At 72.4% G+C, this 9,696-nt stretch carries 5 protein-coding genes and 4 pseudogenes; 5 read left to right on the forward strand and 4 right to left on the reverse strand.

What is annotated here, in order from left to right; all coding sequences use genetic code 11:
• The 4 genes and pseudogenes from SSOG_RS42020 to SSOG_RS42035 all read left to right on the forward strand — a co-directional run.
• Positions 1-296: pseudogene (locus SSOG_RS42020) on the forward strand (inorganic phosphate transporter); the annotation flags it as partial.
• 46 nt (positions 297-342) lie between these two features.
• Entirely contained in the window at positions 343-585 is a 243-nt protein-coding gene (locus SSOG_RS42025; RefSeq protein WP_009720416.1) for a hypothetical protein, read from the forward strand.
• A gap of 88 nt (positions 586-673) precedes the next feature.
• The gene (locus tag SSOG_RS42030) at positions 674-1,519 is read left to right on the forward strand and encodes a pentapeptide repeat-containing protein (RefSeq protein ID WP_009720417.1); all 846 of its coding nucleotides are present in this window, start codon (positions 674-676) and stop codon (positions 1,517-1,519) included.
• A 39-nt stretch (positions 1,520-1,558) separates the two neighbouring features.
• Positions 1,559-2,728 (forward strand): damage-control phosphatase ARMT1 family protein, encoded by a 1,170-nt coding sequence (locus tag SSOG_RS42035; RefSeq protein ID WP_009720418.1) that lies wholly within the window; start codon positions 1,559-1,561, stop codon positions 2,726-2,728.
• A 16-nt stretch (positions 2,729-2,744) separates the two neighbouring features.
• Here SSOG_RS42035 and SSOG_RS42040 read toward each other — a convergent pair whose 3' ends face one another.
• The 4 genes and pseudogenes from SSOG_RS42040 to SSOG_RS42055 all read right to left on the reverse strand — a co-directional run bounded on the left by SSOG_RS42040 (position 2,745) and on the right by SSOG_RS42055 (position 9,229).
• Complete coding sequence (locus SSOG_RS42040; RefSeq protein WP_009720419.1) at positions 2,745-4,013, reverse strand: alpha-L-fucosidase; 1,269 nt, start codon at positions 4,011-4,013, stop codon at positions 2,745-2,747.
• Between the two features lie 4 nt (positions 4,014-4,017).
• Positions 4,018-7,129: pseudogene (locus SSOG_RS42045) on the reverse strand (alpha-mannosidase).
• Positions 7,130-7,140: 11 nt separating this feature from the next.
• A complete protein-coding gene (locus tag SSOG_RS42050) occupies positions 7,141-8,487 on the reverse strand; it encodes a 6-phospho-beta-glucosidase (RefSeq protein ID WP_009720422.1) in 1,347 nt (448 codons plus the stop codon).
• A pseudogene (locus tag SSOG_RS42055) lies at positions 8,484-9,229 on the reverse strand (DeoR/GlpR family DNA-binding transcription regulator). Before SSOG_RS42055 ends, SSOG_RS42050 begins: the two are co-directional and overlap by 4 nt.
• Before the next feature lie 127 nt (positions 9,230-9,356).
• Here SSOG_RS42055 and SSOG_RS54450 point away from each other — a divergent pair.
• A pseudogene (locus tag SSOG_RS54450) lies at positions 9,357-9,696 on the forward strand (sugar ABC transporter substrate-binding protein); the annotation flags it as partial.

Here is a 9,696-nt window from a genome sequence, read left to right on the forward strand (position 1 = left end):
CGGGCAGCATCCTGGGCGCCGGACTCGGCCGCAAGCTGGCCCAGGTGCGCTGGGGGATCGCCGGGCGGATCGCGGTGTCCTGGCTGCTCACCCTGCCAGCGGCGGCGGCCGTGGGAGGCGTCGCGGCCTGGGTCGCCGACCGGGGCGACGCGGGCGTGGCCCTGGTGGCGAGCATCGCGGTGGTGGCGGCCGCGGGCTTCTACGCGCTCTCCCGGCGCCGCCCGGTCAACTCGGGCAACGTCAACGAGCTGCCCGCCGCCGAGCGCCCGGAGCACCCCGTGCGCCCGGCGGCGTGACCACGGCCCCGGACCACGGGCGGAGCGGGCGGAGGAGGCGGACGCGATGGACATCGAGTGGGGCACCCTCGGAGGGGTCTTCGGAGTCAGCCTGGGGATCACCATCGTGGTGGTCGTGATGTTCTCGCTCGGCATCGCCGCCCGGGCCCGCGCCGCGGGCGAGCCGCGCCCCGCCAGGGCCCTGCCGAGGCGGGGCCGGGAGAGATGGGCCATGGCCGTCTCGGCGGTGTGCTTCGCCGCCTGCCTGGCGGTCGCCGGGTACGGCATCGACCTCATCATCCCGGGCTGACGGTCCCGCAGCCGCCCTGGGACCATGGGACCTTGCAGGAGCACCGCCGGGACCAGGGCGGTGCGCGTCCCCCGGGGAGAACACCACGATGTCAGCCGGAGCCGAGGCCCCCAAATCCGATGCGGACCGCCCCGATCTGCGGGCCGACTGCGGCAGCTGTTTCGGGCTGTGCTGCGTCGCCCTGCCCTTCGCGGCCTCGGCCGACTTCGCCGTCGACAAGCCCGCCGGGCGGCCCTGTCACAACCTGGCCGCCGACTTCAGTTGCGGCATCCACTCCCGGCTGCGCGAGAAGGGCTTCGCGGGCTGCACCGTCTTCGACTGCTTCGGCGCCGGACAGAAGGTCTCCCAAGCCACCTTCGAGGGCCGCGACTGGCGGACCCACCCAGGGGCCGCGGCCGACATGTTCGCCGTCTTCCCCGTGATGCGGCAGCTCCATGAACTCCTCTGGTACCTCACCGAGGCCCTCACCCTCCCCGCGGCCCGCCCCGTCCACGACGAGCTGCGCGAGGCGCTCCGTACCACCGAGCGGCTGACCCGGGGCGGCGCCGACGAACTCCTCGCGCTGGACGTGGCCGCCCACCGGGACGGCGTCAACGCGCTGCTGCTGCGGACGAGCGAACTGGCGCGGGCCGGGGTCCGGCCCCGGGGCCGGGGCAAGAAGAAGAACCACCGGGGAGCCGATCTCATCGGGGCCCGCCTCCGGGGCGCCGATCTGCGCGGCGCCAGCCTCCGCGGGGCCTGCCTGATCGCGGCCGACCTCACCGGTGCCGACCTCAGCGGCGCCGATCTGATCGGGGCCGACCTCCGCGACGCCTCCCTCGTCGGTGCCGATCTTACCGGTGCCCTCTTCCTCACCCAGGCCCAGCTGAACGCCGCCCGGGGCGACGCCGCCACCCGGCTGCCGTCCGCCCTCGCGCGCCCCGCGCACTGGTGAACCCGCACGTCCCGGTCGCGGTGTGAAACGCTGGCTGCCATGTCCGAACCCGCCGACGCGCCCGTGATCCTCTGCGATGAGCCCGGATCGTTCGCCCGGAGTGTGCTGGCCGAGCGGCATCCGGCGCTCATCGAGAAGGTACGGGACGCCTTCCCGTACGGCCCCGAACAGCACCGCGCGCTCGACGCCCTGCGCCACGACCACGCCGAGGGCGTCGTCACCCCGCTCGACCCGGGCGCGCACGACCACGACCGATGGCAGACCTGGGGGCGGGAGTACTTCGGCCGCTCGTGGTTCGAGGTGCCCTTCCTCTGGATCGAGAGCTACTTCTACCGCCGCCTCCTGGGAGCCGTCGGCTACTTCGCCCCCGGCCCCTGGCAGGGCATCGACCCGTTCCGGCCCTTCAAACAGGCCGAGCTGGACACCCCCGAGGCCGCCCGGGAACTGACCGCGCTCGACCAGATCCTGGACCGGCCCGCCGACGAGGCCGCGGACGCGCTGCTGCACGGCGCGCTCTGGGGCAACCGCGCGGACCTCGGCTTCACCATCTCCTCCGGCGGCGCCGCGTCGTCGGCCGGGGAACCGCTGGTGGCCGACGACTCGGACGTCCTGTGGCGGCTGCTGCCCGCCGGGGCACCGGCCACGCTGTGCCTGGTCGCCGACAACGCGGGCCGCGAACTCCTCCCCGACCTCGTCCTCATCGACCATCTGCTCCGCCACAAGCGCGCCGAGCGGGTCGTCCTCCAGGTGAAGCCGTACCCGTACTACGTGTCCGACGCCACCACCTCCGACGTCGTCGACTGTCTGCGCCATCTGGCGCGTGCCGAGGGTGCCGCGGGCGACGCCGGGACGCGGCTGTGGGCGGCGATGGCCGACGGGCGGCTCACCGTCCGGGCGCACGACTTCTTCTGCGCGCCCCTGCCGTACGACGCGATGCCGGACGATCTGCGCCGGGAGTTCGCGGACGCCACCCTCACCGTGCTGAAGGGCGACCTTAACTACCGCCGCCTCGTCGGCGACCGGCTGTGGTCCCCGACCACCCCCTTCGCCGACCGCACCGCGTACTTCCCCGGGCCGGTGGCCGCGCTGCGCACCCTGAAGTCGGACGTCATCACCGGCCTCGACGCGGACACCGAGGCCGCGCTGGACGCGGAGGAGCGCCACTGGCGCACCAGTGGCACCCATGCGCTGATCCAGGTGCGGAGCTGACCGCCGCCGGGGTTCCTCAGCTGCGCCCGGAGCCCCGGTACAGCTCCAGCTCGCCGTCGAGTTCCACGGCGAGCACGGTCGCGTGGGCGTCCAGATCGGCGGCCGTGGGCGGGTCGATCCACAGCACCCCCGGCACCTCGTGGAGGCCGCCGATGACCCGGTGCTCCAGCGGGGTGCCGGTGCCGAGCACCCGGACCCCGCGGACCGGGGTGCGCAGGCCCCGGACGCCGATGGGCCCGCGCGGGATGTCGAAGACCGTCAGATAGAGGGTGCGGCGGTCCGCCGCGAGGGTGCTGGGGCCGTAGTGGTGTCCGGCGGGCAGGCCCGCCACCGTGCCGTACACGGCCTCCGCGTGGCGGGCGATCCAGTCGCCCATGCCCTCCAGCCGCTCGATCTGCTCGGCCGGGATCGTGCCGTCCTCCTTCGGGCCCACCGACAGCAGCAGATTGCCACCCGCGCCGATGGTCTCGGTGAAGTAGCGGATCAGCTGCCCGGTCGACTTGTAGTTCTTGTCGTGGTGCTGGAAACCCCAGGAGTCGTTGAGGGTCAGGCACAGTTCCCAGGGTCCGGTGGGCGGCTCGATCGGCACGCCCTGCTCCGGCGTCGCGTAGTCACCCTCGCTGAGCATGCGCGCGTTCAGCACACAGTCCGGCACCTCCGCGCGGATCCGCGCGGCCAGTTCCCGGATCCCCCACTGCTCCTCGGTGCGCTCCCACTCGCCGTCGAACCAGAGCAGATCGGGGCGGAAGCGGGTGGTCAGCTCGTGCACCTGAGCGTCGCGGTAGGCGAGGTAGCGCGCCCATGCCTCAAGGTCCGCCTCTTCCTCGGGGACCTCGGCGTACGGATTGTTCTCCTGCTCCGGCGGCCTGCCCGTGTAGCGGGTGGTGGCGTAGTCGGGGTGGTTCCAGTCGTTGTGCGCGTAGTACAGCCCGACCTTCAGCCCCTCCGTGCGCAGCGCGGCCACGTACGGGGCGACCAGATCGCGGCCCGCCGGGGTCTGCCGTACGACGTTCAGCTCGCCCTGGGCGGTGTCCCACAGGGCGACACCGTCGTGGTGGCGGCTGGTGAGCACCGCATACCGGGCCCCGGCGCGGGCGAACAGCCGTGCCCACGCCGCGGGGTCGTAAGCCGAGGCGGTGAACCCGTCGAGCTGCGCCATGTACTGGTCGTGCGGGACGTCGCCCTCGAAGAACGACCACGATTCCTGCACACCGTCGACGGCGTAGATGCCCCAGTGGATGAAGATGCCGAACTTGGCGTCGGGGAACCAGGGTTGCATGGCCATGCGGTCAGCTCCTGGTGAACCGGAGGGAGAGGATCTGGAAGGGGCGCAAGGACACGGTGACGCTGCCGTCCTCATGCGCGGTGACGGGCTCGGCGTCCGCGACCGGCCGTTCCAGGAGGTCCGTCACCACGGCACCGGTGTGCGCGAACCCCGGGTGGAGGGTGGTGCGGGTGCGGCCGCCGAGCGATTCGTAGAGCCGCACCACGACATCGCCGGAGCGGTCGTCGGCCTGTTTGACGGCCTCGATGGCGGCGGCCGGGCCGTCCGTGGTGACCAGCGGGGCGGCGGCGGTGCGGGCATCGGCCACCCGCAGGGGGAGGTTGAGCGCGTACCCCTCGGCGATCGCGTCCTGCACGGTGGCGCCGGGGAGCAGAGCGTACGTGAAGCGATGCCTGCCCTGGTCCGCCTCGGGGTCGGGGATGCGCGGGGCGCGCACCAGACTGAGCCGCACGGTGGTGGTCGTGCCGCCGCCCTCGCGGGTCGTACGGGACACATCGTGCCCGTACGTCGCGTCGTTCAGCACCGCGACCCCGTAGCCGGGCTCGCCCACGTGCACCCACCGGTGGCCGTACACCTCGAACCGGGCCGCCTCCCAGCTGGTGTTGGTGTGCGTCGGGCGGTGGACGTGGCCGAACTGGATCTCGGCGGTGGAGCGGTCGGCGTGGATGTCGAAGGGGAAGGCCGCCTTGAGGAGCTTCTCGGATTCGTGCCAGTCGATGTCGGTGCCGATGTCGATACGGCGGCTGCCCGCCCGGACCGTGATCGTCTGGATGATCCGCGAACCCTTGCCGAAGGCGCGCTCGAACGCGCAGCGACCGAGCAGCGGGCCCTTCTCGGCGACGGTGACCGACTCGGCGTCGAGGAGGTCGGTGTAGCGCTGCTGGTAGTGCTTGTCGACGTCACAGGCGTCCCAGCAGTTGAGGGAGGTCGGTGTGCAGCCGGAGCAGATTGCCGGGGGCGCCCGGGGCGAAGACCTCGCGGTCGGCGGTGAGATCGCGCAGGGAGGCGAGGGTGCCGTCCTCGGCCAGTTCGAGGCGGATGAGTCCGTTGTCGAGCACCCGGTCGCCGACGGTGACATGGCCCGGGTCGGTGTCGGCGTCGAGCGGAGCGCTGCCGGACGCGGGGACCTCGGCGTGGACGGCGACCCGGCCGTCGGCGAGCGGCTGCCCGTCGGCGGTGCCCCCGGGCACGGCGACGATCTCGGCGCGCGGGCGCGGGCTGGTGTTGTACACATGCGGGCGGGCGTCTCCGCCACCCGGCTCTACGCTCAGCGCGGCCAGGGCCGCGGACGTGATCTCAGCCAGCTCCGCCGCCACCCTCGCGTACTCCGCCTCCGCCTCCCGGTGCACCCAGGCGATGGACGAGCCCGGCAGGATGTCGTGGAACTGGTGCAGCAGCACCGTCTTCCACAGCCGGTCGAGCCGCTCGTACGGATACGCGTAACCGGGCGCCCGCAGCGCGGCCGTCGTCGCCCACAGCTCCGCCTCGCGCAGCAGATGCTCACTGCGCCGGTTGCCCTGCTTGGTGCGCGCCTGGGAGGTGTACGTGGCGCGGTGCAGCTCCAGGTACAGCTCCCCGGACCACACGGGAGCGTCCGGATACTCGGCGCGCGCGGCGGCGAAGAAGTCGTCCGGGTGCTCGATGACGACCTTCGCCGAGCCCTCCAGATCGGCCAGCCGACGGGCCCGCTCCAGCATCTCCCGGGTGGGGCCGCCGCCCCCGTCGCCGTGCCCGAACGGCGCCAGCGAGCGCGTACCGCGCCCCTTGTCGGCGTAGTTGCGGACCGCGTGCGCCATCTCCTGGCCGGAGAACTCTGCGTTGTAGGTGTCCACCGGCGGGAAGTGGGTGAAGATCCGGGAGCCGTCGAGCCCCTCCCACCAGAAGGTGTGGTGGGGGAGCTTGTTGGTCTGGTTCCAGGAGAGCTTCTGGGTCAGGAACCACTCGTTTCCGGCGAGCCGCGCCAGCTGCGGGAAGCACGCGTTGTAGCCGAAGGAGTCCGGCAGCCACACGCCCTTGGTCTCGATGCCGAACTCGTCCAGGAAGAAGCGCTTGCCGTGCACGAGCTGGCGGGCCATGGCCTCGCCGCCGGGCAGGTTGCCGTCCGCCTCGACCCACATACCGCCGACCGGCGCCCACTGCCCGGCCCGTACCGCCTGCTGGATCCGCTCCCAGACCTGCGGATATCCCTCCTTCACCCAGGCGTACTGCTGTGCCTGCGAGCAGGCGAAGATGAACTCGGGGTACTCGGCGGCCAGCGCCGTGACATTGGAGAAGGTGCGCGAGGTCTTGCGCTTGGTCTCGCGGATCGGCCACAGCCACGCGGAGTCGATGTGGGCGTGGCCGACGGCCGACACGGTGTGGGCGGAGGCGTGCGCGGGGCGTTCCAGGACACCGCGCAGCGCGTCGCGCACGGCGGCGGCGGTGCCGGACACGTCCTCCAGGTCCAGCCGTCCCAGCGCGCGGTCGATGGCGTGGGCGATCTCGTGGCGGCGCGGCTGGTGTTCGTCCAGCTCCAGCATCAGTTCGCGGAGCACCGCGAGGTCCAGGGCGAGGTGCCAGACGTTCTCGTCCAGCACCGCGAGGTCGGCGCGGCCGAAGGTGTACAGCGGGGCGCTGCCCGCGGTGAGCTTGTCGCCCAGCGGGGTCGGGGCGGCGAAGTCGTCGGCGAGGATGTCGGGGTTGGAGGCGGCCTCGATGAGGTACGCGATCCGCTCGCCGCCCTCGGCCGGATGGGCCACGGCCACGTACTGGTTCTGCGGATTGACGGCCTTCAGCGGGCTGCCGTCCAGGGTGTGGACCAGCGCCTCGGCCTGGTTGCCCGGCCAGTCGCCCACGAAGCCCAGATCGAAGACGGCCTCGACCCGCCGCCCCGCCCACGCGGCCGGTACCTCGCCCCGGACCCGGAACCAGGTGGTGCCCCACGGCGGCCCCCACGGGGTGCCGACGGCGAACGGCTCGTACGGGGCGGCCGCGGCCTCCGCGAACGGCACCGGCTCGTCGGGTACCTGCCACGCCTCGACGGTGAGGGGCACGGTCGCGGCATGGACCGCCGGCTGGATGCGCTGCGTCAGGACGCGCTCGACGCGCTCCTCGATACGGCGGCGTTCATCGTGCATGACGGAGGTTCCTACTTCCGGTTCAGATACGCGAGGCCGGGGTGCCCGCTCGCGTAGCCGTCGACGAGACGGCGGGCGACGGTGACCGAGTCCACGAGCGGATGGAGGGCGAACGCCTTGGCCGCGGTGGCGCGCGAACCGCTCTCGGCGGCGGCCATGACCTCGCGTTCGACGGCCTTGACGGCACACACCAGGCCGGTGGCGTGGTGGGGGAGGGGCGCGACGGACACGGGGCGGGCGCCGTTCGCGTCCACCAGGCAGGGCACCTCGATGACCGCGTCCGTGTCCAGGGTGCTCAGGGTGGCGCCGTTGCGCACGTTGAGGATCAGCGTGGCGCGCTCGTCGCGGGCGATGGCGCGCATCAGGGCGAGCGCCACCTGCTCGTAGCCGCCGGACTCCCGGTCGTGGGTGTCGCGCTCACCGGCGCCCGCCGCCTCCCGGTTCTCGGCCATGTAGGTGGCCTCGCGCTCGGCGCGGGTGTGGTCCCAGGTGGCCAGCGGCGGGGCGGCGGGGTCGCGCATCGCCTCGTAGAACACCGCCTGCTGGTCGCGGAGGAACGCCCCGCGGGTCTGCTTGGCCTCCCGATGGGCGCGTACCGCCTCGCGGTTGAAGTAGTAGTAGTGCAGGTATTCGTTGGGGATCGCGCCGAGCGCGCGCAGCCATTCGCCGCCGAACAGCCTGCCCTCCTCGAACGAGCCGAGGGTGGTGTCGTCGGCCAGCAGCCGCGGCAGCTCGTCGCGCCCGTCGATCCGCAGGGCCCGCAGCCAGCCGAGGTGGTTCAGCCCGACGTAGTCGATCCACACCCGGTCCGGATCGGCGCCGAGGACGCGGGCGACGCGCCGCCCAAGACCCACCGGGGTGTCGCAGATGCCCATGACCCGGTCGCCGAGGTGGCGGGACATGGCCTCGGTGACGAGCCCCGCCGGGTTGGTGAAGTTGATGACCCAGGCGTCGGGTGCGAGCCGGGCGACGCGCCGTGCGATCTCCGTGGCGACGGGTACGGTGCGCAGCCCGTACGCGATGCCCCCGGCGCCGACCGTCTCCTGACCGAGGACGCCCTCGTCCAGGGCGATCCGCTCATCGGTCGCCCGGCCCTCCAGCCCGCCGACGCGGATCGCGGAGAAGACGAAGGCGGCGCCGCGCAGCGCCTCGTCCAGGTCGGTGGTGACGGTCACGGTGGGGGCGTCGGGTATGCCGTCGGCCTGCTCGCCGAGCACCCGGGCGACGGCCGCGAGCCGGGCCGGGTCCAGGTCGTGCAGGGTGACCTCGGTGACGCGGCCCTCCGCGTGATCGCCGAGCAGCGCCCCGTACACCAGCGGCACCCGGAATCCGCCGCCGCCCAGGATCGTGAGTTTCATATCCGCACCACTTCCACTCCGGCCTCCTCGAACGCGGCACAGGCCGGCAGGGTCGAGGGGGCATTGGTCACCACGACATCGAGGTCGCCGGGGTCGCACACCTTGGCCATCCCGGGGAACTTGGCCGCGTCGGCGAGGAGCACCACCCGGTCACAGGCCGCGATCATGGCCCGCTTGACCCGGGACCTCGACGACCGTGGTGTCCATGACTTGGCCGCCGGGGCGGACGCCGCTGGTGCCCAGGAAGAGCCAGTCGGCGTGCAGCTGGCGCAGGTTGTCCTCGGTGAGGAAGCCGACCAGCGAGCGGTACTCGCGCCGGAGCACCCCGCCGAGCAGCACCAGCTCGATGGCGGTGTCGTCGGCCAGCTCCTCGTAGACCACCAGATTTGCTGGTGATCACGGTCAGTCTGCGGCCGTGCAACTGCCGGGCGAGGCGGTAGGCGGTGGTGCCGATGTCCAGCAGCACGGTCTGCCCGTCCTCGACCAGCCCGGCGGCCCGGACCGCTATGGCGTCCTTGTCCGCCACCCGCACCTCGGCGACCTCGGCGAAGGGCTGGTCGCCGCCCTCCACGACCGCGCCGCCGTGCACCCGGGTGAGCAGTCCGTCCTCCTCCAGCTTCAGCAGATCGCGGCGGATTGTCGCGGCGCTCACGTTCAGCTGGGCGGAGAGGTCCGCCACAGCGGCCGGTCCACCGGAACGCAGCGCTCGCAAGATCATCTGATGTCGTCGCTCAGCCAGCACGTCGTGCACAGTACTCGTCATTCTCAATCATTTCTATGCTTGCTTCTGCTCAACTATTGCTCTTTCTGATTGAGGGACGCACGATTCCATGCCATACCTTGCACACTTTTGAAGGGCGGTGGGAGCGGTGAACCTCTCCCGGAGAGGGCTGCTGCGCGCGGGGCTGGCCACCACGGCGGCCGCGACGCTCGGTGGCACCACGGCGGGCTGCTCGGTACCGAGCGGTTCCACGGGCCGCGACATGACCCTCTGGTACTGGACCGGCGGGCTCAGCGACAAGGTCGTCGCCGATGCCAAGGGGCGCTTCACGGGCGTCTCGCTGAAGCCGGCCCAGATCGGCGGCTACTTCAAGTCCAAGCTGCTGACCACGATGGCCGGCCGCTCGTACGTCCCCGACATCACCGGCCTCAAGGGCGAGGACATGGCACTCGTACCTGCCGAACGGCGGACAGTTCGTCGATCTGCGC

The organism is Streptomyces himastatinicus ATCC 53653 (genome assembly GCF_000158915.1).
Lineage (GTDB): Bacteria > Actinomycetota > Actinomycetes > Streptomycetales > Streptomycetaceae > Streptomyces > Streptomyces himastatinicus.